General features: G+C 45.3%; 32 protein-coding genes and 1 riboswitch. Of the genes, 11 read left to right on the top strand and 21 right to left on the bottom strand.

Annotation, left to right across the window (positions count from 1 at the left end):
- Positions 1 to 12 precede the first annotated feature (12 nt).
- From flgM to QNH15_RS08995, 4 genes are all read right to left on the bottom strand, one after another.
- Positions 13 to 273 (bottom strand): flagellar biosynthesis anti-sigma factor FlgM, encoded by a 261-nt coding sequence (flgM, locus tag QNH15_RS09010; protein ID WP_283894184.1) that lies wholly within the window; start codon positions 271 to 273, stop codon positions 13 to 15.
- A gap of 18 nt (positions 274 to 291) precedes the next feature.
- Positions 292 to 531 (bottom strand): hypothetical protein, encoded by a 240-nt coding sequence (locus tag QNH15_RS09005; RefSeq protein ID WP_061968674.1) that lies wholly within the window; start codon positions 529 to 531, stop codon positions 292 to 294.
- Positions 532 to 722: 191 nt separating this feature from the next.
- Positions 723 to 1,064: a hypothetical protein gene (locus tag QNH15_RS09000; RefSeq protein WP_283894180.1), complete on the bottom strand. Its 342-nt coding sequence runs from the start codon at positions 1,062 to 1,064 to the stop codon at positions 723 to 725.
- 154 nt (positions 1,065 to 1,218) lie between these two features.
- Positions 1,219 to 1,458, bottom strand: a complete 240-nt coding sequence (locus QNH15_RS08995; protein WP_283894178.1) for a hypothetical protein — start codon at positions 1,456 to 1,458, stop codon at positions 1,219 to 1,221.
- Between the two features lie 178 nt (positions 1,459 to 1,636).
- Here QNH15_RS08995 and QNH15_RS08990 point away from each other — a divergent pair, with 178 nt between their 5' ends.
- The 6 genes from QNH15_RS08990 (at position 1,637) to trhA (ending at position 6,000) form a co-directional block, all read left to right on the top strand.
- A complete protein-coding gene (locus QNH15_RS08990) occupies positions 1,637 to 2,059 on the top strand; it encodes an organic hydroperoxide resistance protein (RefSeq protein ID WP_283894177.1) in 423 nt (140 codons plus the stop codon).
- Between the two features lie 219 nt (positions 2,060 to 2,278).
- Positions 2,279 to 3,007 (top strand): amino acid ABC transporter ATP-binding protein, encoded by a 729-nt coding sequence (locus QNH15_RS08985; RefSeq protein WP_283894175.1) that lies wholly within the window; start codon positions 2,279 to 2,281, stop codon positions 3,005 to 3,007.
- 68 nt (positions 3,008 to 3,075) lie between these two features.
- Entirely contained in the window at positions 3,076 to 3,831 is a 756-nt protein-coding gene (locus QNH15_RS08980; RefSeq protein ID WP_283895511.1) for a glutamate ABC transporter substrate-binding protein, read from the top strand.
- A 62-nt stretch (positions 3,832 to 3,893) separates the two neighbouring features.
- Entirely contained in the window at positions 3,894 to 4,547 is a 654-nt protein-coding gene (locus QNH15_RS08975; protein ID WP_283894173.1) for an amino acid ABC transporter permease, read from the top strand.
- 15 nt (positions 4,548 to 4,562) lie between these two features.
- Positions 4,563 to 5,273, top strand: a complete 711-nt coding sequence (locus QNH15_RS08970; protein ID WP_283894172.1) for an amino acid ABC transporter permease — start codon at positions 4,563 to 4,565, stop codon at positions 5,271 to 5,273.
- An 85-nt stretch (positions 5,274 to 5,358) separates the two neighbouring features.
- The gene (trhA, locus tag QNH15_RS08965) at positions 5,359 to 6,000 is read left to right on the top strand and encodes a PAQR family membrane homeostasis protein TrhA (protein WP_061968656.1); all 642 of its coding nucleotides are present in this window, start codon (positions 5,359 to 5,361) and stop codon (positions 5,998 to 6,000) included.
- A gap of 19 nt (positions 6,001 to 6,019) precedes the next feature.
- Here the strand turns inward: trhA and QNH15_RS08960 are convergent, their stop codons facing one another.
- Positions 6,020 to 6,466 carry a GNAT family N-acetyltransferase gene (locus QNH15_RS08960; RefSeq protein WP_283894170.1) on the bottom strand — a complete coding sequence of 149 codons (447 nt, stop codon included), beginning with the start codon at positions 6,464 to 6,466 and terminating at the stop codon, positions 6,020 to 6,022.
- A gap of 148 nt (positions 6,467 to 6,614) precedes the next feature.
- Here QNH15_RS08960 and QNH15_RS08955 point away from each other — a divergent pair, with 148 nt between their 5' ends.
- Genes QNH15_RS08955 through QNH15_RS08945 form a run of 3 tightly spaced genes read left to right on the top strand, consistent with a single transcriptional unit; the run spans position 6,615 to position 10,338 of the window.
- The gene (locus tag QNH15_RS08955; RefSeq protein WP_283894169.1) at positions 6,615 to 8,132 is read left to right on the top strand and encodes a spore germination protein; all 1,518 of its coding nucleotides are present in this window, start codon (positions 6,615 to 6,617) and stop codon (positions 8,130 to 8,132) included.
- Positions 8,133 to 8,165: 33 nt separating this feature from the next.
- A complete protein-coding gene (locus QNH15_RS08950; protein ID WP_283894168.1) occupies positions 8,166 to 9,263 on the top strand; it encodes a GerAB/ArcD/ProY family transporter in 1,098 nt (365 codons plus the stop codon).
- On the top strand, positions 9,256 to 10,338 hold the full coding sequence (locus QNH15_RS08945) for a Ger(x)C family spore germination protein (RefSeq protein WP_283894167.1): 1,083 nt from the start codon (positions 9,256 to 9,258) through the stop codon (positions 10,336 to 10,338). The genes QNH15_RS08950 and QNH15_RS08945 overlap by 8 nt, the downstream gene beginning before the upstream one ends.
- Before the next feature lie 38 nt (positions 10,339 to 10,376).
- Here QNH15_RS08945 and QNH15_RS08940 read toward each other — a convergent pair whose 3' ends face one another.
- Together QNH15_RS08940 and QNH15_RS08935 are read right to left on the bottom strand one after the other, a co-directional pair.
- Positions 10,377 to 11,039: a VOC family protein gene (locus QNH15_RS08940; protein WP_283894166.1), complete on the bottom strand. Its 663-nt coding sequence runs from the start codon at positions 11,037 to 11,039 to the stop codon at positions 10,377 to 10,379.
- Positions 11,040 to 11,110: 71 nt separating this feature from the next.
- Entirely contained in the window at positions 11,111 to 11,476 is a 366-nt protein-coding gene (locus QNH15_RS08935) for a winged helix-turn-helix transcriptional regulator (RefSeq protein ID WP_283894165.1), read from the bottom strand.
- Between the two features lie 134 nt (positions 11,477 to 11,610).
- On the opposite strand from QNH15_RS08935, the gene QNH15_RS08930 reads away from it, so the two are divergent.
- Both QNH15_RS08930 and QNH15_RS08925 read left to right on the top strand, forming a co-directional pair.
- Positions 11,611 to 11,907 carry a hypothetical protein gene (locus tag QNH15_RS08930; RefSeq protein WP_283894163.1) on the top strand — a complete coding sequence of 99 codons (297 nt, stop codon included), beginning with the start codon at positions 11,611 to 11,613 and terminating at the stop codon, positions 11,905 to 11,907.
- Positions 11,908 to 12,085: 178 nt separating this feature from the next.
- Positions 12,086 to 13,111, top strand: coding sequence for a C40 family peptidase (locus tag QNH15_RS08925; protein WP_430667159.1), 1,026 nt, complete (start codon positions 12,086 to 12,088; stop codon positions 13,109 to 13,111).
- 174 nt (positions 13,112 to 13,285) lie between these two features.
- Here the strand turns inward: QNH15_RS08925 and QNH15_RS08920 are convergent, their stop codons facing one another.
- From QNH15_RS08920 to allB, 14 genes are all read right to left on the bottom strand, one after another.
- The gene (locus tag QNH15_RS08920; RefSeq protein ID WP_283894159.1) at positions 13,286 to 14,623 is read right to left on the bottom strand and encodes a 5'-deoxyadenosine deaminase; all 1,338 of its coding nucleotides are present in this window, start codon (positions 14,621 to 14,623) and stop codon (positions 13,286 to 13,288) included.
- A gap of 22 nt (positions 14,624 to 14,645) precedes the next feature.
- Positions 14,646 to 14,748: riboswitch (purine riboswitch) on the bottom strand.
- A 14-nt stretch (positions 14,749 to 14,762) separates the two neighbouring features.
- Positions 14,763 to 15,389 carry a DUF1989 domain-containing protein gene (locus QNH15_RS08915; RefSeq protein WP_129476571.1) on the bottom strand — a complete coding sequence of 209 codons (627 nt, stop codon included), beginning with the start codon at positions 15,387 to 15,389 and terminating at the stop codon, positions 14,763 to 14,765.
- Between the two features lie 11 nt (positions 15,390 to 15,400).
- Complete coding sequence (locus QNH15_RS08910) at positions 15,401 to 16,084, bottom strand: cyclase family protein (protein ID WP_061968624.1); 684 nt, start codon at positions 16,082 to 16,084, stop codon at positions 15,401 to 15,403.
- Positions 16,084 to 17,904 carry an adenine deaminase gene (gene ade, locus QNH15_RS08905; RefSeq protein ID WP_283894158.1) on the bottom strand — a complete coding sequence of 607 codons (1,821 nt, stop codon included), beginning with the start codon at positions 17,902 to 17,904 and terminating at the stop codon, positions 16,084 to 16,086. The genes QNH15_RS08910 and ade overlap by 1 nt, the downstream gene beginning before the upstream one ends.
- A 4-nt stretch (positions 17,905 to 17,908) precedes the next feature.
- A complete protein-coding gene (locus QNH15_RS08900; RefSeq protein ID WP_061968619.1) occupies positions 17,909 to 18,187 on the bottom strand; it encodes a EutN/CcmL family microcompartment protein in 279 nt (92 codons plus the stop codon).
- A gap of 12 nt (positions 18,188 to 18,199) precedes the next feature.
- Entirely contained in the window at positions 18,200 to 18,925 is a 726-nt protein-coding gene (locus QNH15_RS08895) for a hypothetical protein (protein WP_283894157.1), read from the bottom strand.
- Positions 18,926 to 18,927: 2 nt separating this feature from the next.
- Positions 18,928 to 19,206 (bottom strand): BMC domain-containing protein, encoded by a 279-nt coding sequence (locus QNH15_RS08890; protein WP_061968615.1) that lies wholly within the window; start codon positions 19,204 to 19,206, stop codon positions 18,928 to 18,930.
- Between the two features lie 66 nt (positions 19,207 to 19,272).
- Positions 19,273 to 19,590, bottom strand: coding sequence for a BMC domain-containing protein (locus tag QNH15_RS08885; protein ID WP_129476577.1), 318 nt, complete (start codon positions 19,588 to 19,590; stop codon positions 19,273 to 19,275).
- A 12-nt stretch (positions 19,591 to 19,602) separates the two neighbouring features.
- Positions 19,603 to 20,469: a hypothetical protein gene (locus QNH15_RS08880; protein ID WP_283894153.1), complete on the bottom strand. Its 867-nt coding sequence runs from the start codon at positions 20,467 to 20,469 to the stop codon at positions 19,603 to 19,605.
- 15 nt (positions 20,470 to 20,484) lie between these two features.
- Positions 20,485 to 20,748, bottom strand: a complete 264-nt coding sequence (locus QNH15_RS08875; RefSeq protein WP_276203838.1) for a BMC domain-containing protein — start codon at positions 20,746 to 20,748, stop codon at positions 20,485 to 20,487.
- Between the two features lie 18 nt (positions 20,749 to 20,766).
- Entirely contained in the window at positions 20,767 to 22,107 is a 1,341-nt protein-coding gene (locus tag QNH15_RS08870) for a UbiD family decarboxylase (protein WP_283894151.1), read from the bottom strand.
- A complete protein-coding gene (locus QNH15_RS08865) occupies positions 22,104 to 22,673 on the bottom strand; it encodes a UbiX family flavin prenyltransferase (RefSeq protein WP_129476585.1) in 570 nt (189 codons plus the stop codon). The genes QNH15_RS08870 and QNH15_RS08865 overlap by 4 nt, the downstream gene beginning before the upstream one ends.
- 6 nt (positions 22,674 to 22,679) lie before the next feature.
- Positions 22,680 to 23,270 (bottom strand): cysteine hydrolase family protein, encoded by a 591-nt coding sequence (locus QNH15_RS08860; protein WP_061968606.1) that lies wholly within the window; start codon positions 23,268 to 23,270, stop codon positions 22,680 to 22,682.
- 14 nt (positions 23,271 to 23,284) lie between these two features.
- A complete protein-coding gene (allB, locus tag QNH15_RS08855; RefSeq protein ID WP_283894146.1) occupies positions 23,285 to 24,757 on the bottom strand; it encodes an allantoinase AllB in 1,473 nt (490 codons plus the stop codon).
- Positions 24,758 to 24,844: the final 87 nt, after the last annotated feature.

Raw genomic sequence — 24,844 nt, 5'->3', positions numbered from 1 at the left:
ATTGATTTGGGTTTATTTCTGATAATAGGAAGCAATCTTGGCTGCAATTTTCTCCGGCTCGATTTGATACTCCCCCGCCTTTATTTTTTGTTTAAGTTCCTCTATCTTTGCCAGCCGTTCACTTGGCATTCCGGCCGTTGTTTGATTTAATAGCAGCCCTTCCCGGGAGATTTCCACGGAATCTTGTAAAGATGGCTTTGAAACTTTTTGAGGTTTCATTACTTCGGTGGTTTTGTACGGCTGTTCCACCCTTTGAATGCCATTGATTTTCATGTTGTTGACCCCTTTATTTTATATGCATACATTTCCGACACATACCCAGTCGTCTTCAATTTCAGATGGTTCCAGATAACGCATATAGAGTTTCTGGCCGCTCTTATCATACTTTATTTCAAACTCTTTTTCATTTTGTCTGGATTCACAAAAAAAATGAATATACTCTTGTGTAAATAAATAAGGAGTAAAATTTTTATAATCCTCAAGATGGTTTTCGACCCATTGTTGAATATCTTCTTGTTTAACCGTTTTCATATTACTCTTCCCTTACCCCACTTTGTGTTAGTGATGAATAAATGTATGAAATACCCCATGAAAAACTGCTGTAAACACGTAAAAAGATATTTTCTCATAGTCTTCGAATCATTCTTATATTATAAGGGGTATCTCACAAAATAAATAGTAAATTTTGTATAAAAAACGTTCATCCCTATTTCGATGAACGTCTAGCGTAATTCATTCAACTTTGGAATAACTCCCATTTCTTCCACTTCTGCCTTCGTCTTTTCCGTACCAAGCATATAGATCTGGCGGTAAATTTCAAACATGAGTTCATTATCTTCTCTTCGGTCGAGATCGCCGTAATATTCATTAAAATGCGTACTCGATGAAAATAGATCTTTGCCTTCCTTCTTGTTGTGTTCATGCAGTTTTTGAAAGAGACCGCGCAGCTGTTCGATTTCCCCTTCATTTGCATGGACCTCAAAAAGATGTATGCTTTCATCGGCAGGAACAGTGTTTATGTCACCTTTCGGGTTAACATAGAATGTTAATTTCCTTTCATCCATCGCAAAGGCTCCCTTCTTGACTTCTTTTTGATGTAATTCCCGTTAGTGACAGCCATTTAAACCTGTATGCTACAATCAATTATTTTAAGCGGCTCACCCTGCTGGGGAGCCGCTTAAATTTGTTTTGGTGGGCTTGAACCAAGAGTCTTACAAGTCAGATTTTATTTTTCTCGATAAAGACAATCACATCTTCCACTTCGTCAAAAACCCTTGATCCCACAATTTCTCTCTCATCATCATAAAAGGTGGCCTGAAAAAAGCCATTGTCTCCCTGTGGGACATACCGGATTCGCACAAGATCGTTTTTTGCTCCAGGCAGGTTGGTTTCCTGTAGAAACTCAAATTCTTTTTCGGGATTTTCCATTAAGCTGCGTATATGTTCATTGATTTCCATGCCTTACCCTCCAACAGTTGTTTAGTTCATATTTTCCCAAATTATGAATTCATAAACTCCACTGCTGCCAGGCTGGGTTTCAAATTAGAGGTTTAAAAAGATAGAAAAAAGATAATGTTTAGGTGTGTAGAACAAAATGGGGCAGTTTGCTGCCACCGAATACAAGGAGTGATGAAGCATGGATCAAGGTTTATATACAGCCAGAGCAACAGCACAGGGCGGACGTGAAGGAAATGTTTCCAGCGAGGACGGCAAACTCGATCTTAAACTCAGCATGCCAAAAGAGCTGCAGGGCTCAGGAGGAGAAGGCACCAATCCAGAACAGCTTTTCGCCTGCGGCTATGCGGCTTGTTACCAAAGTGCACTTCAACTGGTCGCCCAAAAGCAGAAAGTGGATGTTTCCGACAGTAAGGTAACGGCAAATGTAACGATTGGCAAAGACCAGCCGAATGGCGGATTCAAACTGGCGGTTGTTCTAGAGGTAGCCATACCAGGGCAGGAACAGGCCAATGTACAAAAGCTTGCCGATGAAGCCCATCAGGTTTGTCCATATTCCAAGGCAACACGCGGAAATATCGACGTTGAAATAAAGGCAGTTTAATCGCTCAGCACTGGTTCCCGAAAAGGGGACCAGTTTTTTTGTGCTTCTTTCCCCCTTTTTCTTCCTATGTAAAATCCCTTCCAAAAATAATAAGAAGAAAAAAAAGGAATTTTGTAACAGATGGTCGAAATATTTTCAAAAGATTCTTGAAATAAAAACCTTAGAAAAACTTCAGGAATACAACTACCTGAGTTTTAATACATAAAAAGGGGGATTGGATTGATTTCATTTAAGCATGTGAATAAACATTTCGGCGATTTTCAGGTTCTCACTGATATTAACCTGGAGATTAAAGAAGGAGAAGTTGTTGTTGTCGTTGGCCCGTCGGGGTCCGGGAAAAGCACCCTGCTTCGCTGCATCAACCGTCTTGAGACCATTACGGACGGTGAACTCATTGTTAACAAAAAATTGTTAAAAAGCAAAGATACAAACATTAACGACCTTCGTAAAGAAATCGGCATGGTCTTTCAGCATTTTAATTTGTATCCTCATATGACTGTGCTTGAAAACATTACCCTCGCTCCAAGAAAAGCCCTAGGTATTTCCACAGCAGAAGCAAATGAAACTGCAATGTTCTATTTGAATAAAGTGGGAATTCCGGACAAGGCAGATTCCTACCCGTCCCAGCTTTCCGGGGGGCAGCAGCAACGCGTGGCCATTGCCAGAGGTCTTGCCTTAAAACCTCATATCATGCTTTTTGATGAACCAACCTCTGCTCTTGATCCCGAAATGATCGGCGAGGTACTCGATGTGATGAAAACACTTGCGAAAGACGGCATGACGATGGTCGTGGTTACGCATGAGATGGGTTTTGCCCGTGAAGTAGCGAACCGTGTCGTATTTATGGACCATGGACGGATTCTTGAAGACAGCGAGCCTGCTGCCTTCTTTTCCAATCCCAAGGAAGACCGGGCCCGCTTATTTTTAAGCAGAGTATTAAACCATTAAAGGAGCTGAACCATTTGAAAACAAAGAAAAACTGGCTGATTGCACTTATTTTTTTACTGATCATCAGTATGCTTTCCGCATGCGGCAGTTCAGAAAAAACAGGAGGAAAAGAATCCAAGGATACGCTTTCTGCAATAAAGAAACGTGGAAAACTGGTCGTCGGGGTCAAATATGATACCAACCTGTTCGGCTACAAAGATCCGTCTAGCGGCAAAGTGGAAGGTTTTGATATTGATATCGCCAAAGCACTTGCAAAAAAGATCTTTGGAGATGAGAAAAAACTGGAGCTCAAGGAAGTCACCTCAAAAACACGTGTGCAAATGCTTAAAAACGGAGATATCGATGCTATCATTGCTACCATGACCATCACCCCTGAACGTAAAAAAGAAGTGAATTTCTCTGACGTTTATTTTAAAGCCGGCCAGTCCCTTCTGGTGAAAAAAGGAAGTAAGATCAAAGGCATCGACGATATTAAAAAAGGTACAAAAGTCCTTGCAGTAAAAGGCTCCACTTCTGTTCAGAACATTAAAGACAAGGCTCCTGAAGCACAGGTTTTGGAATTTGAAAACTACGCGGAAGCATTCACCGCTCTGAAAGCCGGCAAAGGTGATGCATTGACCACCGACAACTCTATCCTGTACGGCATGGCTGACCAGGATCCCAACTATATACTGGTAGGTGAGCCATTTACCGATGAGCCATATGGAATCGCCCTGAATAAAGGCGATGACAAATTCACTAAATATGTAAATGACTTTATTAAGGAAATTCAGGACAGCGGAGAATATGACAAAATCAAAAGCAAATGGATTAAAGAACAATAAAGTCGGTGAAGATGGATGGACCCCTGTGTCCATCTCTTCTTCTTTCATAAAGGAGGGAAAACATGCTTGATTTTACCATTCTCACAAATAACCTTGATACGTATTTGCAAGGGTTCGGAAATACACTGAAAGCAAGCCTCCTCGCTTTAATTTTCAGTTTTATTCTGGGTGTTATCATTGCGGTAATGCGAATTTCCCCCATGAAGGTGCTCAAGGCGGCCGGAACCGCATTTGTCGAATTTGTCCGTAATATCCCCCTTATTCTTATTCTGTTTATTTTTTACTATGGATTGCCAAGCCTGGGGATGGAACTTTCCGGATTTCAGGCTGGGACCATTGCCCTTTCCATCTATACAGCGGCCTTTATTGCCGAAGCCATTCGCGCTGGCATCCTTTCGGTGGACAAGGGCCAGATGGAAGCCGGCCGGTCGTCGGGCCTCACCTATATTCAGACGATGAGATACATCGTTTTGCCGCAGGCGATTAAGATTGTTATTCCGCCCCTGGGCAATCAGTTTATTAATCTTGTAAAGAATTCATCGATTCTGGGAGTTGTGGCCGGATTGGATCTTATGTATTTTGGCGATTCCATCTCATCAGCCACCTATGTCGTGTTCGACGTGTATATCTTTGTCGCCGTATTCTATCTCATATTAACGATTCCGCTCAGCTTGTTCGTCGGATACCTTGAACGGCGCCTGACTGTAAGCGGATAAGGGGGGAGGAGCTATATGGATTTTATCGGTGCCTATTCCTCAGGGAATCTGCTCTTTTTGTTGAAAGGTCTGGGTACAACGCTGCTCGTAGCTTTTATCGCTATTATTTTCAGCTTTCTCATTGGAAGCATCCTTGGCATCCTGCGTTATGCCAAGATTCCTGTTCTTTCAAGAATTGCTGCGGTCTGCGTGGAAGTGATCAGAAACCTTCCTCTCTTGCTGATCATTTTCTTCACGTTTTTCGCCCTTCCTGAGATCGGAATTAAATTAAGCGTAACAATGGCTGCCATCACAGCTCTTATCATTTTTGAATCCGCCATGCTTTCCGAGATTGTTCGAAGCGGACTGAATTCCATTGAAAAAGGGCAGATTGAAGCCGCACGGTCGTCGGGTCTCACGTATATGCAGACCATGCAGCATATTATTCTCCCACAAGCTCTGCGCCGTATGGTTCCCCCGATTGTCAGCCAGTTTATTTCCTTGTTGAAAGATACATCACTGGCAGTTGTAATCTCCTTGCCAGAGCTGCTTCACAATGCTCAAATTGTAAATGGAAAGAATGTTAATTATGTCATCCCCATTTTTCTTCTGATCGCCGTGATGTATTTTCTTGTTAACTATTCCTTGTCTTTGGTTGCAAGACGCCTTGAAATGAAAGAACGCACCAACCGGAAATCGACGGGGAAAGTATTGCCTGCCAAACAGCAGACCGGAGAAATGATGTAAAGACAAGAGCTCAAATTCACTTGAGCTCTTTTTCTGTGTTAGAATGAGTGAAACATCATTTCAGTTGAATAAAGGAAGTGAAAAAATGGAGGCTTTCACCTATACGAAGCGTGAAGAAATCATCAATGCCATCACCCATGGAATCGGAGCGGTTTTTAGCATCATCGCGCTGATTCTTCTTATTGTATTCGCCAGTGCTCAGGGAACACCGCTTGCTATAACCTGTTTTGCCATTTTCGGGGTAACGATGCTGCTTTTATATACAGCGTCCACCCTTGTCCACAGCTTTCCTGAAGGCAAAGTCAAAGATATTTTTGAGATCATGGACCATTCCGCCATCTATCTGTTTATCGCCGGTTCCTACACCCCTATCCTTCTGCTTGTCGTTAAAGGAGCCTTGGGCTGGTCATTGTTTGGAACGGTATGGGGAATCGCCCTTGCCGGAGTCGCCTTTAAAATCTTTTTTACCAAACGGTTTGTGATTCTTTCCACCATTGGTTACGTACTGATGGGGTGGCTGATTGTATTTGCCTTTAACCGTGTGATCCTCAACCTTTCACAAGAAGCTCTTGCCTGGCTGTTTGCCGGAGGAATTTTGTATACCGTGGGTGCCTTTTTCTACGTTTGGCGCAAGTTTCCCTATAACCATGCAGTTTGGCATCTGTTTGTCCTTGCCGGCAGTGCTTCTCATTTTATACTCATGCTGTATATATTAAAGCTCTCGTAAAAAAGAAGAACAGCAGATATCAGTTCTGCTGTTCTTCTTTTATTTTCTTTTTCATGTATCGTCCAGGATCCACCACTTCAAATCCATATTGGCTGTAGAGTCCATGCGCATCCTCTGTGGCCAGCAGCATCCCTCTGACCTCCTGAAGGTCTTCAAAGGAAATGATTGTTTGAACCAGCCATTTGGAGAGACCTTTTCCCCTGTGCCTTTTATCGATAAACACATCGCATAAATAGGCCGTTGTAACATAGTCGGTTAAAATCCGGGCAAAACCGGCCTGAACAGCCTTCCCATCTTTCATCTCGTACACCCCAAAACAAAGTGTGTTTTTGATGGCCTTCTCTACCCTTTCCTTCGTAATCCCCTTTGCCCAATAAGACTGTTGTGACAAAAACGCATGAATCATAGAAAGATCCAGCATTGTTTTATCTGTAGAAATCACATAACTTCCTTTTTTCCATTCCATTCTCATAACCCCCAAGCGCTTACATCTTATTCCAAGTATAATAAAAGATCAATGGATTTGCCCTTGTTTTTTTTGGTTGAATAGAGAGCTGCACAATTGGAATGATATACAAATAGACATACTTAACAACAAGGGAATGAGTCTTATTATGTTCGGAAAACGCCGCCAAAAAAAACAGGATCGTTCACAAAGCCAGTCTTCCGGGCAAGCTAAAACCCAGCTTACCTTCGAACAGCTGATGGAAAAATGCAAAGCTTCAAAGGATTTTGTTTCATTTACAAAAAGTGATAAGCATCCATTTACGATTTCTTATTATAAAAGTATGGTAAATCCTGACCTGGTTCATAAGGATCTCATCCCTTATTTAACCAGTTGTTCTTCCTTATCGTTGAAAGAGCTCTCTCAGGAAATTCCTGTGGAAAACATTGAACATACAAGCGATGTCCAGACCATAATGGACAGCGTGCTGACTGGCTCAGTCATTGTTCAGTCCCGTCCGGGAAAAAATGATTGCCTGCTAATCCCGGCTGCTACCGCTGAAAAACGGCAGATCTCTGTACCCGAAACAGAATTCAGCGTTGTGGGACCAAAAGAGGCGTTTATCGAAACTCTCGAAGTCAACATCAATATGGTTCGGAAAAGATTGCCGATCCCTGAACTTCACGTAAAGGAAGTAACAGTTGGCAAGCTGTCAAAAACGCGCGTGGTCATTCTTTATATTGACGGCATTGTGAATATGGAAAACGTCAATACACTGAAACAGCGGATTTCAGACATTGAATACGACCATATTCTGGATAGTACTTACATTCTTCAAATGATATCGGACGACCAATACTCCCCGTTTCCACAGCTTATCAATACGGAACGCCCGGACCGGGTAGCTGCCGTTTTGTCAGAAGGGAAAGTAGCCGTCCTCGTCGATGGTTCCCCAAGCGCCCTGACCGGGCCAACAACGCTGGTTGAATTCTTTTCCGCATTTGAAGACTATTTTTTATCCTGGCATATTGCCTCTGTTTTCAGGATGATCCGCCTTTTTGGCGTTCTCTTTTCCGTTCTGTCCACACCACTTTATGTTGCTGTTCTAACCTTTCATTATGAGATGATACCGACCGACCTTTTGGGCACCTTGATCGCCTCACGTTCTGGCATCCCCTTTCCCCCGATCGTGGAAGCCATCATTCTCGAATTGTCGATTGAGCTTTTAAGGGAAGCTGGTGCCCGTCTGCCATCAAAGGTCGGACAAACGATCGGGATTGTTGGAGGTATCGTTATCGGAACAGCCGCCGTACAGGCAGGGTTAACGAGCAATGTCCTGCTGATCATCGTAGCACTCGCTGCTCTGGCATCCTTTACAACACCCGTCTACCAGATGAGTAATACGATCCGTTTGATCCGTTTTCCATTTTTGGTTTTTGCCCAATTTTGGGGACTGCTTGGTGTGGCCATTTGTTCTGCATTTGTTTTAGGACATATGCTTCGGCTCACGTCACTTGGACGTCCGTATCTCGCTCCTCTGTTCCCTTTGCGGATGACGGATTTAAAGGATGCGTTATTCCGGCTTCCGTTTAGCCGTCAAAGCCTTCGTCCCATGCAGATGCGGCCGGCGGACCCGGTCCGTTTCAATAACAAGCGAGGTATACAGAAAAATGATATTGAAGAATAATCCGTTTTTTGACCAAAAAAAGAGGGTGGGGCCATGAATCTGCAGCCAAAAGAAAATAGATTAGTTTCCCCTTTTTTTGCTTTTTACTTGATTCATACGATGCAGGTTGGGGTAGGTGTGCTTGGATTTCAGCGCTATATTGCCAAATCTGCAGGACATGATGCTTGGATGGCTGTAATTACAGGCGGCATACTCATCCATCTTCTTGTGTGGATGAGCTATCAAATGCTGAAAAAAAGTGATGGTGACATTGTGGCTATCCATGAAGACGTAGCGGGAAAATTCATCGGAGGACTATTGAGCACGTTCTTTACGGTGTACGCAGCCTTTTTGGCCCTTACTGTTCTCAGAACCTATATTGAGGTCATTCAGGTCTGGATGTTCCCTCACATTAATACGTGGGGAATCTCCCTAATTTTAGTGGTTGTAATCTATTACTTTGTGAGCGGGGGATTCCGAATTGTTACGGCCCTTGCATTCTTCAGTCTGATCCTTGGAACCCCTCTCATTTTTTTGAAATACTTTGCGGTAAAGGATTCTCACATCTATAACATACTTCCGCTATTCGATCATTCTGTAACCGATTATTTTATCGCCACCAAAACCATGACCTTAAATTACCTTGGCTTTGAAATGCTCTTGCTGTATTACCCGTTTATTAAAGATGCCGCTAAATCACAAAAGTGGTCACAATGGGGGGTATTCTTCAGTATTTTGCTGTATACCATTACGGCGGTAGAATCGTTTGCCTATTACAGCCAGGGCCAATTGAAGCACACCATATGGGCAACGCTGACGCTCTGGAAAATTGTCGAGTTTCCTTTTGTTGAACGGTTCGAATACATCGGGATCTCCATCTGGCTGTTTGTGGTTCTACCCAATGTCTGTATTGCCGTCTGGTGTGTGACACGAGCCCTTAAACGAGTTTACACGGTAAAGCAGAAACACTCGCTCATACCCGTGCTGATCCTCGTTTATGTAGGAACTTTGTTTTTCAAAGACCGCCAGCATATCGATCTCCTAAACAGCATGGTATCAAGAGTCGGATATTACTTTAGTTATTTTTATCTTCCTCTTTTATTTATCATGCATTGGCTGGCCTTGAAAATCAGGAGGAATAAAGATGCCTAAAGAAAAACTGATTGCCACTGCCCTGTTGCTGCTCCTTTCGGGATGCACACCGCAAACACAAGTACTTGAAGACATCCAACTCATCGGGGTAGTAGGCTACGATTATGTCGACGGAAATAAAATACAAGCAACGGTTTCCGTACCTACAACCGAAGGCGGGAGCGATCAGGCGGTCTTATCGAGCACCACTTATTCGGCCCGATCCCATACAAGCAAAAATATCCGGCAGGTCCTGCAGGCGGAATCACCCCGTCCATTTTCATCTGGAAGGGTTTCGGTGATCATCTTTAATGAAAAACTCGCCAGCCGTGGAATTACAAAAATCATCGATTCCCTGCAACGGGATCCTTCGGTCGGCAGAAACATTTATCTGGCTGTAGCAAAAGGTTCGACAAAGGACATGCTTTCAAGAGAGTATCCCGTCGGAGAGATTATTCCGGCCTACTTAAAACGGATGATAGAGCAAAACATGGAGCTTACCTTTCCAAGAGCCAATTTCCATCATTTCAATTACAGCTATTATGGAAAAGGAAGCGATTCATTTATGCCGCTCCTTGATACAAAGCATGGCCATATTCGCATTATCGGTGTAGCCCTCTTTGACCATTCCAAATACGTTGACCATATCAGCTTTGAAGATTCTTTTATTTTTAAACTGATGTACCAAAGCTTCCGGCAGGGATCTCATGAATTCAAGCTCGGAAAAGACAATTACCTGACGCTTGAAAATTTGTCATCACACGTCAATTATGATATTTACAATGCCAATACCAACCCAAAAATCAATATCACCATCCATGTGAGAGGTAAGGTTAATGATGCGGCTGGAACCCCGCTGTATCAAGAGAAAACGATTGAAATGATTGAAAAAACCATCAAAAAACAAACAGAACATAACGCGGAAAAAATGGTGGACCGTTTTCAAAAAAAGGGAATTGATCCCCTTGGCCTGGGCGACAGAGCCAGAAGCAGCGCAAGGCGTTTTAATTTTAAAGAATGGAATCAGAAGTACCCAGACATCCCTGTTCATGTGAAAGCCAATATAGAAGTGACACAGGGCGGTATTGTGGAATAAAGAAAAGCCGGCACATCATTTCACATATGCCGGCTTTTTTAGCTTATTAATGTATAGGGATAGCCCTTTAAGCTTGTTTTCGTCTGGCCCTCTTCCAAAATGATTTCTGCGGGATAAATGTTTGCTGTCTTGCCTGAGCCGAGCCAGTTTCTTTTTTTATCTGAGAGGATCAGCAATCCGTCCGCGTCTCCAAGCGGGGCGAATGATGAACTGTGATTATGGTAAATGTTTAGCTGCAGTTCTTTTCTTAACTGGTCTGCTGCTTGTTTTACATTGTCCACCGGCATGCCAATTTCGCTGATGTTCACAATATCACGGCTTGTAAATGGATGCTCGATTGCATTTTTCAGCGTGTGTCTTGCGATCAGCTCGACAATGTTCCCTGCCGGATCGTAAAAATAGCAGGCATGTGCATCCCAATTCGCAAAATATATTTCATCTTTATTTTCAATCTCATTTAAAGGTACATGGGCACTTGCCCATTTTTTCGCCTGTGAAAATCGGTTATCCGGGACGGTGAACGCAAAATGGTAATACGATTCCTCTTCCCCTTCCAGGAAAGTCAGCACGGAAGCACCTGCACTAATTCTTATGGAACCGGGTAAACTGCTTTTCAACAAAGGAAAACCCAGCACTTCATGATAAAAGTAATGCTGTTCTTCCAAACAATGTGTGCGAAGAATCACTTCTTTTATCTTCACTTCAGATCCCTCCCTTTTCATGAAAGGCTATTTTTGTAACCTTTGTTGCTCCTAGGAGTTTATCTGTTTCTTTAAGACAGTTCTGCTTCACTTACATCCTCGTCGAAATTTTCCCCTACTTTTTTCTGATGGGACTGGCCCCACTTCTCCATTAAGCGCAGTGTATCTTCAAGGTCTTTTCCATAAGGCGTAAGTGAATATACCACTTTGGGAGGCACTTGAGGATATACGGTACGCGTAATTAATCCATCCTCCTCCAGTTCACGCAGCTGCTGCGTCAAAACCTTTGGAGTGACAGAAAAGAGCTGATCCTTCAACTCCCCAAAGCGATAATCCTTTTCTTGCAGTAAACAAAGGATGACTCCCTTCCACTTCCCGCAGACCACATCCAATGTTACTTCTATTGGGTGAAAATACTGCTTTTTTCTTTCCTTCATGAAACCAATCCCCCTGATTATTTAGTGGTCCATGGTATCCAAAAAGTAACTACCTATCAAAAAAGTACATACTATTTAAATTTCCAATGTACCAGTATACTTAGTATAGAACAGATTCCATGAAAGGAAAATGTATGAAGAAAGAAAATTCTCATCTTAAAATATCTCTACTTAATAAAGCAGGAAAAACCTATGTCCACCCCGATGATCTTCCTTCTGTCCTTAATTTGCTGCACTCCGCGTCAGAGGCAGGGTTAGCGGTAAAAATAGAATATTTCGATGATATATTGGCCTACCGTACGGCCACTTCCGTTGTAGGAGAAACCATACTAAGTGTAAATAAATCAACCAATGAAACACTTTTTTTTGGTCCCTATACATTTAAAAATCTCGCACATTCCCTGAACATCCAACTTTCATATCAAAAATAATCTTTGCAGGCTCTAAATCCTGCAAGGATTTTTCATGGCATAAAAGCACTTACTTTTTTACTATCCCCTTCTTCCGATCCATGACTTTCGAACGAAAAATTTCTGATAAAAAGGAAACGGTTCTCCTTTAACGTAATTTTTTAATATCTACAGAAAAAGGAGGCTCAACATGAAGTACATAAAAAAATGGACAGGAACACTTTTTGCAGCAGGATTAATTTTCTCAATGTTTACAGGAACAGCAAAAGGTGCAGATACCCCGCAGACAAAGGACCTATCTCCTACGACGGCTTATGTGGATGTAGCTGCAGCAACGCTTTGGACAAAGCCTGCACAAACCAGGCCACTGGACGCACCTTCCCTGAGCAATCCGGTTGATCTGAGAAAATGGACAACGAGCATGACGTACGAGGATAAACTATGGCTTGTGGGTCCACTGGAAACTCAGGCCTTGTACGGCAACAAAGTTACTATTACCGATCAGCAGGGTGATTGGGTAAAGGTAGCGGTAGACGGGCAGCCAACACCAAGACTAGAAGCCGGCTATCCCGGCTGGATGCCAAAATCCCAGCTTGTGTACAACAAAAAGTTTGCTAAAATGAAGTCCGAAACAATGCCTTTTGCTATCATAAAAAGCCCTACCGCCTGGCTTTATAAGAACGCTACATTAAACACCAAGCAGATGGAAATCAGCTATAATACAAGGCTTCCGATTTCCAAGGTAAAAGGCACGTCCATCGGTGTAATGACACCAGAAGGGAAAATCCGCTATCTTGACCGTAAGGATGTGCGAGTTTACTTGTCGGATGAATCCATTCCAACCCCTACCGGTCAGGACCTGGTGAATGAAGGCAAGAAATTCCTCGGACTGCCGTACCTTTGGGCAGGAACTTCCGGATTCGGTTTTGACTGTTCCGGTTTTACACACACCCTTTATAAAGCCGCCGGCATTACCATTCCAAGGGATTCAGGCCCACAATCCCGTTCAGGAACACCAGTCGCATGGGAAGACCTGCAGCCTGGAGATCTGCTGTTCTTCGCCTATAACAATGGAACGGGCAGTGTCCACCATGTCGGCATGTATGCAGGAAATGGCATGATGATTCATTCACCAAACTCCAGTACCACTGTAAGAATCGATAAAATTGAAGGAATTTATGCTCAAGAATATGCGGGAGCAAGACGCTATCTTCCACAAAATTAAAATGAAGCACACGGCCTAACATGCCGTGTGTTTTTTCTTGTGAAAAAACTCGTGCTTTTTCTTGTGAAAAAACTCGTGCTTTTTCTTTGCGTATATGAATTTGCACATCACTTCTTGGTATAAAGCAAGGATAAAGCCAGTAAAAGAAGGCATTATTGATTGATCATTTAAACGCTACAAATAGACTCCTTCGCTCCGTTTCAGCAGCCGCCGGATACATTTGTTCGATTCATGGAGAACCGTATGTTTATCCATCCTTTTCATCATGCGATTTTCCATCGCGATGTTTCCATCAATAATCACCGTCTCGACATCCGCCCGCGTAGCTGAATAAACGATACGGGAAATGGGGTCCGTTCCATAGGATGGATACATATGAAAATCATTAAGATTCAGAATGGCCATGTCCGCTTTTTTTCCCACTTCAAGACTTCCAATCTCATGTTCCATGCCGACTGCTCTTGCTCCGCCGATGGTGGCCATTTTAAACACGGTTTTTGCATTCATCGAGGTTGGACCGTGAATCGGTTTTTGGATGAGAGCAGCAAGCCTCATTTCATTTAGCATGTCCAGATTGTTGTTACACGGGGCTCCATCTGCACCCAGGCTGATGAAAATATCCTCCCTCAGCATTTGCGGCACCTCTGCAATGCCGGAAGAAAGTTTTAAGTTGGAGCCCGGACAATGGCTTACCTTCACTTTGCGTTTTTTGATGATGCTTTTTTCCTCCTCATTGAGCCACACACAATGAGCGAGAATCAATTTTTCGTTTGCAAGTCCGATATGATCGAGATACACCACATTTCGCATTCCTGTTTCCTGTTCGACAATGGCGATCTCACCCTTGTTTTCTGCCGCATGGGTATGTACAAACACGCCATGCTGCTTTGAAAGATTACGCACTTCGGTGAGCAGCTCCTCACTGCAGGAAACAACAAAACGTGGGCAAAAAGCATATTGAATACGGCCATTTTCCCTTCCATGCCACTTTTCCAGCAGGTCAGCGCTCTGCTGCAGCGACTTTGACGTACTTTCCCTCAAGGGGCTTGGAACATCTGTGCCCTTATCCATCATTACTTTTCCCGACAGGGCCCGTATGCCGCTTTGTGCCATCGCTTGAAATGCAGCGTCTGTATGATTCACGGTTTCCATATCCACGATGGTGGTTGTACCGCTCTGTATCAGTTCACCCGTTCCCAGCAATGCCGAATAATAGATCGATTCTTCATCATGGGAAGCTTCAAGCGGCCATATTTTTTGCCGGAGCCAGTCCATCAATTCGAGATCATCTGCCTGTCCCCTGAATAAGGTCTGGCACAGGTGAATATGCGTTTGGACAAAACCGGGAATAACCGTTTTATGTCTCGCATTAATGATGACATCCGCGTGGCGGTCGAGCCCCGGCCCGATCTCTTTAATTCGGTCGTCCTCAACGTAAAGGTCGCCATGTACGATTTCTTCCTTTTCGTTCATTGTGATGATTTCAGCGTTTTTTATGAGCAATGAAGACATGCTTTTCCTCCTTATCGGGGCAAAAAGAAAAGAATGATTTCATAGCATGGAATATTTAAGGTACTCCAGTAGATACTTTCGATCCGTATTATCGAAACTATATGAAATCGATATGGGTTTACTTCTAAAATCCCTAATGTTAAATACGTGCTTTATTTAAAATCTGAAGTTTTAGTTCCGTTACTTTAAAGCCGTTCACCGGTGCAAGATCCTGGGAACAAGTGGAGCAGGCAACGATGACATCATCCAGTGCTTTTAACCGGACAAAATCTCCTGGCTTGGAAAGCGGTTCACTGATAACGTAATCTCCATTTTCATCAAGAATATTATTCATAAACCAGTTGATCGGATCAGGTACCGGAAGATGACCGAGTGAATAATAGGCTAGCGCTTTGTTTAAATTATCATGGCAGTTCGGATGGTCTTCGAGTCCAAAGTCTACTTTGTACCGGTAATAGTCGCAGGCTGGAAAGAAAAAATCATGCTTGCCCACCGTATCCTGAACCAGCTGCATGAGCGGCCGCCGGCGGTTGCTGTACAGCAGATCGCCTGCCTTCAGTGAAATACTGCCTAAGCTGGCCCTCATATGAACAGGCGACACATATTCATCCGGATCTTGCAGTGAAAAGCAGACAAAGTCCCCAACCTGCTTTCCATCCACATCAATAATGATAAGCTCCTCCCCTGCTTTTATGAGGGCGCTTCTGCCCTCATAAGCCGGAATCAAGATTTCCTCCTTAATTCGGTAGGTATCGTGAATGGACATGGCTACTCCTCCTATTCAATAAAAACAGCTACAGCCCGCACTGGCGACCCCGTTCCATTCCGGATTCTTAGTGGGAGGCCAAAATAGAGGAACCGCATATTCGCGACCTGATCAAGATTACAGAGGTTTTCCGTATTGGTGATGCCGTATTCCTTGCAGATCAGGTGTCCCGAGTAGTCCAAATCCAGTGGATTGTCAATAGCCGGCGCATCAATTCCGATGTTTACCACCCCTTTTTCAGCAAGCCATCGGGCACCTTCATAATCCAGGCCGGAATACCTGTTCAGCCATTCCTCTGTTCCATAGGCACGGTTATAATGCCCTGTATACAGAAGGCATATATCTCCCTTTTGGAGGAGCTGTCCAGAACGGTCCAGAGCATTTTCCAGTTCAACTGGTGTGATATAGTCTTCCGGCTGAATGTGGGAGAGATCAAGACAAACGGCTGGTCCGTAAAAATAGTCAAGCGGCATTTCGTCAATATACTTCCCGCCGGGATCATACTCGTAAGTTGCGTCGCTGTGTGTCGGTCCGTGCTCATTGATGAGAAGGTTGTTTGTGGCAAAGGGGAAACCGATCTTTTTAATGCTTTCCTCATGAGAAAGATTGGGAAAAATCATTGTTTTTTGATGAAGAGGAAAGACGGGCATGCCCTGGTAAATCTCCTGCGACAGGTCAACAAGTTTCACCCCCATCAGCCTTCCTCCTTCAATACAGTAGGAATAACCGTAAAGGAATCCACGTCGATCAATCCCATATCAGTTATTTTCCATTCCGGGCTGGTTACCAGCGACAAGAAAGAGAGATGCATAAAAGGAACATGGATTGCGCACCCTAATTCCTCCTCTGCCAGCCGGTGAAGTTCAGCAATTCGGGTACTGACTTCCTGCCCTGTCATCTCGTCGGTCATCAATCCTCCGATGTTCAGTGGCAAATCGCCGACGACTCGTCCGTCATGAATCAGTGCAATTCCGCCATTCATCGCAATTACCCTGTTCACCGCTGTTACCATATCCTCGTAATTGGTGCCGCAAACGATGATATTGTGCGTGTCATGCGCCACGCTTTCGGCAATCGCGCCTCGTTTCAACTGAAACCCGTGAAGAAAGGTTTTTCCGATACGACCTGATCGGCCATGCCGTTCGAGAACCAATAGGGGCAATACATCCTGCTGGAGGCAAGGCTGGACCTTTCCATCACGAACGGATAACTGGAATTGTGCCGAACCAGTTAGATTTTGATCCGGGATCACCTTAATGGCCCGGACATGTGCCCTGGATCCAGAAGCTTCAATGGCCAAATCATCTATTTTTACCGATTTGCGATTGACAGAGCATTTGACAATTTCAGGGTATTTGTAAGCAGGAAGATCGATGATTAGTTCCTTTTGCTGTGCAGCTTTTTTCCCTTTAAGATAGACTGAATCAATCGTCATGTTCATCAGATCATTGATGACCGCAATATCGGCCTTTTTTCCTGGAGTAAGCACACCACTTTCTTTAAACCCAAAATGGGCAGCGGCATTGATGGTCACCATCTGGATCGCCTCGACCGGATCGATTCCCTGTGCAATGGTTCTTTTGACAATGTCATTCATATGGCCCATCCCCATAAGGTCTTCCGGTACCACATCATCTGAAACGAGGATCGCACGCCGGGAATCCATTCCTTCTTCCGTGATTGCCCGGATGCATTCTGCCATATTCCGCTGGGATGATCCTTCTCTCATGAACACACTGACACCGTTGCGCAGCTTTTCCATCATTTCTTCTTTGGTCGTCGTCTCATGGCAGGAAATGTGGGTTCCTCCGCTAATAATGTGGGCCGCGAGCTCTTTTCCGAACAAAGCTGGTGCATTTCCCTCCACCGTCTTGTTGATGCTTTTTGCGTAGGAAACAGACGCAATAAGATCATCAATGAGTTCAGGAGCGTGCTGGTAGACCGGTCTGACATTGCTGAAACCCTGAATCTCACCAATCCCCTGTACGAGAGGATCATTTAGCAGTTCTGCCATGTCCCCTGATCCAATGTCCCTTCCTGCTGTCTCCAGTCCGGGAGCATCCGGCGTTAAACAGGGAACAGTAAAATAGACCGTGTTGGGCAGTCTCCTTGCCTCTTTAATCATTTCCTGTATGCCATGCACTCCGAGCACATTACCAATTTCATGTGGATCAGCAACAATCGTTGTGGTTCCGGTGGGGATAGACAGCCTGGAAAATTCAGTAACTGTAAGCATTGCGCTTTCAAAATGCATATGAGAATCAATAAAACCAGGGCAGATATACTTACCTTCCACATCTTCCACTTTGGTTGAAGGTCCTTCCAGGTCTGTGCAATCCCCAACCAATAAAATATATTCTCCTTTTATGGCCACATCGGCTGGATAAATTTCACGTGTGATGACATTAATAAACTGGCCGCCCTTTAAAATGGTGTCTGCATACTGGTTGGCATCAAGCAGCACATCAATGAGTTTCCGCCATTGAATGGCTTCTTTAATACCTTTTGTGTCCATATTCCTAACCTCCCTGCCTTTCCCAATCGAGACTGTCAATGATGCCCACAATGGCTGCATCAATGGGTGCATCCTTATTGGCCGCCGCCCGGGACGCCATGCTTCCCGTAACATAAAGAACCTTCTCTCCTACACCCGCACCTACCGTATCTACAGCAATGATCGGCATGCCGCTTTGGGATTCGCCCATGCCGATCGGCTGTGTAATCAGCAGCTTTGTGCCTATCAATTTATCATCCTTTCGTGTAGCTGTTACTCTTCCAATCACCACGCCCATGTACATATTCGTTTCCCCTTACTTTCTGGCAATCGAAATTTTGTGTTGTTTTGCCGCATCCCTTGCCAACGGTGTAATGATTTCATGCTTCTCTGCAGTAATAAATTTCCGGCCCTTTTTTAAAGCCTGCAGCACATCGGCTTCTGTAATCACGGCGTTTTTTTTCTTTTCTTCCAGCCAGGACAGCACGCTGTTATCTGAGCCCTCTACTTTGATGCCCATCCTTTTAAGCTGAGTCATTTGGCTGTAAAGCTTATCGGTTAAGTGATCTGTTCCGAGGTTCAAATTTTTATTGGCAAACACCGGATGAAAAGGATTTGCACCGCACGACAGTGCAACTACTTTTTTACCGTTAAGCAATGCCTGCAAAATAAAGCGTACCAAGGTTCTTTGGTCATTAAACCGCAAAAGGTCGGAAACTAAAGAAAATGATAGAACCGGTATGAGGACATAGTCGGTTCTCCGAAGCACATCCCCTGTTAAAAAGGATTCCGGATACAGGGCGTCGTGACGGCACTCTGCGGCCAGACTGGCAATCGTAATATGCTGCAGCAGCGTTCCTTCTGCAACGATTTCCATCCGGATTCTCTTTTTCCCCGCTTCCCTGAGCAGTGTCCAACCTTGCTCCATCCCTGTGAAATGATAGGTTAAGAGTGAAAGGACACGCGGAACTTCCTTATTCTCCGAAAAAAGCAGTTCAAGCAGGGTATTTTTTACGACCGTACTCTGCCTGGCGCCATACACTCTTATTCTCCTTTAGACAGCAGCGCTCTTTCAATTTCACTGTGCGGGCGTGGAATGACATGTACAGATACCAATTCTCCCACACGGCTCGCAGCACTTGCCCCCGCCTCCGTAGCCGCCTTTACCGCACCAACGTCCCCTCTTACCATGACGGTCACCAGACCGAATCCTACCTTTTCGTACCCGCAGATTTCCACATTGGCAGCTTTCACCATGGCATCTGCCGCTTCAATTGCACCGACCAGGCCTTTTGTTTCAATCAAGCCTAACGCTTCGCCCATTCTATTATTCCTCCTGTTTTCTTGGATTGGCACCGTTGATGCTTTTTGTTCATTACCTTCAGACATTTAACCCCTCTCCGTTTCTTTATCTGCATTCAGCTTAAACCGGGACAGGAGTTTTTCTGCCACATTGCTGTGAGTGCTTGGAATAACGTGGGCTGAGATGACCTTCCCCACCCGTTCGGCCTCCTTTTTCCCTGCATCAACCGCTGAGGCCACGGCGGCTACATCTCCGCTGAGGTGAAGGGTGACACCTAATGCCCCCTGAACGCCAATTACTTTTTCGATCGCGGCAATCTTCACATCAGCGGCTTTTACAGCGGCATCTGCTGCGGATACAGCGGCACAATATCCGACGGTTTCAATCATGCCCAATGCATGCACATTTCTCACTCCTTACTGTTGGATTTCTCCGAAAAAACCGGGCAAATAGCTGGCAAGCTGTTCATGAGCACCATAAAGAACCAGATATTTCTCCTCAATCTTGTATCTGATATTGGTTGATGCGAGCTCTTGCAGCACCGGCAAAAGTAGAGAATAGGATTCATACCGGCCAAGACCTTCCATAATGGCAACAGCCCCTCTTATTCCCGTGAGTTCCAGCTGGTTCAACAGCCATGATCCCGGCTGCTCCAAGTAAAAAAGTTTATTCTTTTTTTTCGTTTGACGGTTTAGAGATTGCCACATGTTTTCTGCGGTAGTTTCAAGTAACCTGCAATCGTTATGAAAGAGTTCCAAAAGAAAGGCTGTCTTCCCGTTTTTGTCCCATTGAATGAAATATTTCACATCCTCCGTACGGCTTAATTCCTCCTGAAGGATGACAAGCTGTCCGGGAGATGATACAGGAGCGGAGAAAACGGCAACTCCCTGGGCGGGAATCGGGCGATGAAACCATTCCATCCTTTCATGCGGAAGATTGGTGTAGAGCCAGGCGGCCAGACCCGATGGGGCTGATCCGATCAGCCGGCCGCACGGTTGTCCGGCGGCGGTGTTTTCGGTCCCATGATTTGCAGGTACAGTTATTCCTCTCTCAGCTCCCTGGGCAAGTGTCAGGATATTCAACCGGGAAACGAGCTCATCATCTGGAGATGTGATTTTCTCATTATTTCCCTTCAACTCGTTCAACCGTTTTTCCCGCATGGCATTCTGATAGTTTGGGCGGTGCAGCTTCTGCTGAACTGCAGGAGGCTCTTTTTCCTTTTTTGGCGGCCGTTCAGCCGGGCGAAGCACTTCTTGAACAATCGCACGCATAAATTCTGACACGAGCTCCCACCTCCCCTACAGAATCTTTGCCAGTTCGGAATGTGGCCGTGGAATTACATTCGATGAGATGAGCTCTCCCCCTGTTTGAATGTGAGCCTGCCTGCCCACTTCAATGGCGGACGAAACGGCAGCCACATCTCCCTCTATAATGACTGTAACCAGTCCTGAACCTACTTTTTTAAATGAGGTCAACTGAACATTTGCCGCTTTAGCCATCGCATCCAACGCTTCAACAGCAGCCGTCAGCCCCCGTGTTTCAATCATGCCGATCGCATTCAATCCTGCGTTCCTCCTTGTTTACAAATAATCTTTTAAATCAATCGGACCAAACGGAACAGAGGTCCGCTTAAACGCCTCTTTTTTGTCCAAAGGAACAGTTGCATCCACACCCATCTTCGCCGTGACCCCTCTAAGGTTGTGAGAGGCTTCAAGAGGCGAGCCCTTTGCACCCGGAACAATGAAAATATCCTGGTCGGCCTGCACCCTTACCGCCAGCGCCCACTCCACATCTTCCGGGTTAAAGATGTCCACATCTTCATCCACTACGATTACATGCTTCAGATCCTTATCACTGGCAAAAGCTGCAAGAGCAGCCTGTTTCCCGTCCCCTTCTGTTACCTTTTCAATTTGAATCACCGCGTGGAACCTGGCGACACCACCCATGGTGATATGAACTTTTTTTACATTGGGCACGGTCTGTCTGACCGTGCTCAACAGCGTGGCTTCACGTACGAGCGCCATGGGCAGCCGTTCTTCATAACTTGATGGGAAAATCGTCTGGCAAATGGCCTGATCACGGTACGTAACCGCAGAAAACTCAATTACAGGCTGCACTGCGCGGGTTCCATAATATCCGGCCAGTTCACCGAACGGCCCTTCCAACTCCCTTGCATGAGGCAGCACCTTTCCTTCCAGCACAATCTCGGCTTCAGCAAGAACTTCCAGATCGACCGTCCGGCACTGAACCACATCCAGCGCCTGGCCGATCAATGCTCCCGCTACATCCAGCTTGTCGGTATGGTACAGATGCGTGCTGATTTGTGAGCTGAGAACCACGGCCGGAACAACACCAAACATAACGGCAACTTCCATCGGTTCATTCCGCTTTTCATAATCATAAAATTGATGAAGCAATTCGGGGGAAGTAATAAGAACACTGGTCTTGTTCCCTCCGAGAAACTGCATCCTTCTGATGGACGTGTAGCGTCTTAGGCCTGAAGGGTCCTTGACCACAAGAATGCCTGAAACATAATAAGAACCTGAATCTTCTTCATGAAACGTTGGGATGGGGAAAAGAGTATCCAAATCGAACGAGCCGAGAATGACATTGTCATGTACTGGTCCGGAGGCCACCAAGTGGGTTGGAATGGGAGATACAATCGACTGGATGATTTTTGGAATAAGCTGGTTGACAGGAATACCGATACTGTCCGCTACAAGCTGGCGGTCTCCTCCGAGGCCTCCGACCATGGGAGAGTGATAGCCTTTTACGTTTTCAAAATAAAACGGCTGCTTTCCCTGTTTTGATTTAAGGACGGCTCCCAGTTCATAAAGCGGATCCACCTCTCTTTTTACACGAAGAAGCTTTTGTTCGGAATCCCACTGGTCCAGCAGTGAACGAAGTGTGGCTGGATTCATTCTTTCTCCCCCCATCGCTCCAGAAGCGCATGGTCAATTCCCAACATGTCCAGAATTCTCCCGGACATAAAGTTCACCAGCTCCCAAATCTCTTTCGGCTTATGATAAAAACCTGGCGAAGCGGGCATAATGCAGGCTCCTGCCTCCGCAAGCCTCGTCATGTTCTGAAGATGGATGAGATGAAAAGGAGCTTCCCTTGGGACAACGATCAGCTGCCGTCTCTCCTTCAGCACGACGCTCGCAGCACGGCTGAGCAATGTGTCACCGACACCATTAGCGAGTGAACCGAGCGTGTTCATCGAGCAAGGGACAACCACCATTCCATCCGTTAAAAAAGATCCGCTGGCAATGGAAGCAAATAAATTTTTATTGCTGTGAATCTCAGCATACGGCTTCAGTGCTTCCATGCTGATCCCGCATTCAAACTGCAGCACCTTTTCTCCCATCTGGGTAACGATCAGGTGCGTTTCGATTCCCAGCTGATGCAGGGCCCGGACGAGCGAGTAGCCATACAGAGCACCGCTCGCTCCTGTTACACCGACAATGATCCGTTTGTTTTGGCCCATGGCAGATTATACGACCTGGTTGTTATTCGAGAACTTTTTTCTTGCCGCTTCCATGTACTCTTTCGTTGTCATAATGTCTCCGAATAAATCAATGTCCCGAAGTCCGGATTCATGCATTGAATCATCCTTGGAGGCTGTGGAATCTGACAGGCAAATCACGTTGTATCCATGATAAAGCGCGTCAGAACCGGTGCTTCTCACGCACACATTGGTCCATACCCCTGTCAGCACGACGGTATCTATTTCCTCTTCCCGGCAGAACAAATCAAAATCGGTATAGCTGAATGCACTGTGTCTTCTTTTTTGAACCACATAATCTCCCTTGCTTTCATCCGGCTGAAGTTCGGGAATGAACTGCGAGCCCCATGTTCCTTTTATCGCATGAACCGGCCGGACCCGGAAATCACGGTCATTTTGCCGGTGCGCTTCCTGGACGAACACAACCTGTATATTCTCTTCATGGCAAAAGTCCACGAGCTCTTTAATGGCTGGAACGATTTTCTCTCCATTTTCACAGCGAAGTGCCGCTTTTTCCCCAATAAAGTCATTCAGCATGTCAATGACCACAACCACATGCTTCTTTCCCCTCAATTCCATAGGCATCTCCTTTCTTATTTGCTTTTTTCCAGCTGCTGCCGTGCGGCTGATGGCTGATTTGCTGTTTCATAGTTTTCATACTTCAGCATTCGCTCAAGGCGCTGGATGCTCTGTCGTTTCACGTATTCTCCGTATCCGGCTGTACCTGTTATTCCGCCTTTTTCATAGTCATAGACAACGGTTCCTCTTAAGATCGTCTGCACCGGGCGCCCTTTGAGCTTTATTCCGTGCAATGGATTGTATTTGGCCATCGACTCTGTCTGCTTTTCATCAATGACCCACTCATGATCAAGATCAATAACCGTAAAATCCGCATCACTGCCGATTTCCATGGCTCCTTTTTTCGGATAGATGCCATAATGAACCGCGGCATTCTTGCTTGTTACTTCAACAAAACGGGATAGCGACAGCCGTCCTTTGTTCAATCCCTCGCTTACCAGGATCGGAACCATGGTCTCTACACCCGGAATGCCAGGGAAGCTGTTCCATATGGAAGAATCGGCTGCGGCCTTTTCAGTTGCGATTTCATATGGCGCATGATCTGTTCCTACAAAGTCAATAGTTCCATCTGCCAATGCCTGCCAGTGAGCCTGGTTATCGTCCTTGCCTCTCAGTGGAGGAGCGATTTTGGCAAAGGTTCCTCTTTCGGTCATGGAGTCCTGTGCATTCAGCATCAAGTAATGAGGACACGTTTCCGATGTCACCTTAACACCGCGTTTTTTCGCTTCACGTACCAGTTTAACGCCTTCTTTGGTGCTCATATGAACGACATGAACACGCGCATCCGTGGCTTCTGCATAGCTGATAATAAGTTCAATGGCTACTTTTTCCGCAAGCGCCATCCGTGCTTCTGCCCAGGCAGGGCCATCTTCCCTTCCTTCATTCTTCAGCTTTTCTGTATAGAAGGTACAAATATCATAGTTCTCCGCATGAACCCCGATTGGCATTCCTGTTTTTGCGACTTTTTGAAAAATCTCCAGCATTTCGCCGTCGGACACTTTCGGAAAGGTTGGCACGGATGGCGTCATGTATACCTTGAACGCTACAACACCTTCATCGATTTGTGGATAGATGTTATCGATCCAGCCATTGCGGGCATCCTCTCCCGTCATGCCGCCCCAGAAGCAATAATCAATATACGCCTGTCCCCGGATTGGAGCGATTTTTTTCTGAAAGCTCTCCCCATCTCGTACAGAAGGCTTGGAACAACATGGCATATCAATAATGGTCGTTAATCCTCCCGCTGCCGCTGACCGTGAACCTGTCGCAAACGTTTCCCGGTGGGTGAACCCTGGATCCATAAAATGAGTATGCGGATCAATACAGCCTGGAACCACCAGTTTGCCCTCCATGTCGAGTACCTTGTCCGCATTTAAGGTTTGAATATCGTTGCAAAAGCCGGTAATCCTGCCCTCATGCACGAGAATGTTGGTGATTACCGTCCGGTCTCCTTGTGGGATCATTGCATTTTTTAAAATCAGATCCATTTCCGACTCTCCTTTAGACTTTTTTAGAACAAAACAGTGATAAGGAACGGTACTGGCAGGGGGCCAGATCGCCGCCCCCGAACCATA

Origin of the sequence: Fictibacillus enclensis, assembly GCF_030123385.1 — a bacterium.
Taxonomy (GTDB): Bacteria; Bacillota; Bacilli; order Bacillales; family Fictibacillaceae; genus Fictibacillus_C; species Fictibacillus_C enclensis.
This window is presented reverse-complemented; position numbering and strand designations above follow the sequence as displayed.